This window comes from Aphanothece microscopica RSMan92, assembly GCF_046613545.2.
Classification (GTDB): domain Bacteria; phylum Cyanobacteriota; class Cyanobacteriia; order PCC-6307; family Cyanobiaceae; genus NIES-981.
This window is the reverse complement of sequence record NZ_JBKKKY020000176.1, coordinates 1-1449: the sequence shown is the minus strand read 5'-3', so window position 1 is coordinate 1449 and position 1449 is coordinate 1. Positions and strand designations below refer to the sequence as shown.

At 61.4% G+C, this 1449-nt stretch carries 2 protein-coding genes; one reads left to right on the top strand and one right to left on the bottom strand.

Annotated elements, in window-relative coordinates; all coding sequences use genetic code 11:
• Positions 1-117 precede the first annotated feature (117 nt).
• The gene (locus tag ACLD7X_RS16745; RefSeq protein WP_411424822.1) at positions 118-564 is read left to right on the top strand and encodes a DUF6691 family protein; all 447 of its coding nucleotides are present in this window, start codon (positions 118-120) and stop codon (positions 562-564) included.
• A gap of 134 nt (positions 565-698) precedes the next feature.
• Here ACLD7X_RS16745 and ACLD7X_RS16740 read toward each other — a convergent pair.
• A partial coding sequence (locus tag ACLD7X_RS16740) for an MBL fold metallo-hydrolase (RefSeq protein ID WP_411424821.1) occupies positions 699-1449 on the bottom strand: 751 nt, incomplete at its 5' end.

Genomic DNA, 1449 nt, shown 5'->3' with positions numbered 1-1449 from the left:
GGCACGGCATTTGTGGTCTAGCTCGATTGTCATATCGCTCCATCGCCGCGACCTTCACCTTCATGCTGACGGCGCTCGTGACCGTCTTTGTCATACGCCACCTGATCTAGGGAGAGGATGATGCCTGCTATTCTGTTGTCTCTGTTCACCGGCGTCGTTTTCGGAGCTGGCCTGGCGATCTCCGATATGGTCAATCCGGCCCGCGTTCTGAACTTTTTCGACGTCACGGGTACGTGGGATCCGACCCTCCTCTTTGTAATGAGCGGCGCTCTGGCTGTCACAGCCATTGGTTACCGTCTGACGTTCGCACGCGGCAAAACGCTGACCGGCGGAAACTTCAATCTGCCAGACCTCAAGCAGATTGACCTGCCCCTGCTTGGCGGCGCCGCTGTCTTCGGCATCGGCTGGGGCATTGCAGGATTCTGCCCAGGCCCCGCTATCGCAGCTCTGGTTTCGCTCCAGCCGAAGGTCTGGCTGTTCGTCGTGGCAATGGCGGCAGGCATGGCTGGGACGAAGTACTGGAGGTCCAGAACTGCCTCCGTGAAAGCGACCCCAACAAGTTGATCAACATGATGGAGCGCAACACGCCTTGCAGTGCCGACCGATCAGCGCGACGCCAGCGGCAGGCGTCCTTCAGGCGGGTCTCCGCTTCGGTCTTTGCTTCGGCGCTGCTACATTAACGACCCATGTAGCGCCGCCTACATCGCGGGGACGTACTGGAAGCCGCTGCCCTTGGTCTCGGCGTGGCCGACGCCCGGATAGGGCCAGTGGAATCCTAGCATCTTGATCTTGTCGGCCGCGGCCCGCTGCAGCAGGGCCTTGCGGTTGGTGATGGCCAGGTCTGGTATGCCGTCGAAGCCTAAGCGCCATTCCGGATGGGCGAATACGACGGCCGGGAAGCCGACTGCATCGCCAACGATGATGAGCCCGCCATCACCCGCAACCTCGAAGGAGACGTGTCCCGGGGTGTGACCCTTGGTGTCCAGCGCCCTGATGCCGGTCACGATGTCGTCGCCGGGTTTGACCATGGTGATGCGCGGCTCCGCACCCTTGAGGTGCTTCTGTGCGCCGAGCACGAACGGGTGCATCTCCTTCGGCATTTGGGTCAGAATGTCCTTTCCCATCCAGAAGTCCCATTCGGCCGATGCGCAATAGTAGGCCGCGTTGGGGAAGTTGAGAGATCCGGCAGCATTGACGGTAGCCCAGATATGATCGGGATGGGCGTGCGTGAACACCACCTTGGTGATCGATGCCGGATCGATGCCCGCATCCGTCATGTTGGCGAGCAGTTTGCCGGCAGTGGGCTGGAACTCGCTACCCGACCCATTGTCGAACAGGATCAGGTGGGAACCCGCCTTGATCAATGTGATGTTGGAGGGGGGCTGAACCTCGTCGCCGGTGACGCCCGCAGTGGCCAGCAGCGCTTTCAGTCCTTCCGGCGGCGCATCG

Bases quoted from the DNA above. Each gene is read 5' to 3' on its own strand.
- ACLD7X_RS16745 (WP_411424822.1), top strand. From the start codon at position 118: ATGATGCCTGCTATTCTGTTGTCTCTGTTCACCGGCGTCGTTTTCGGA.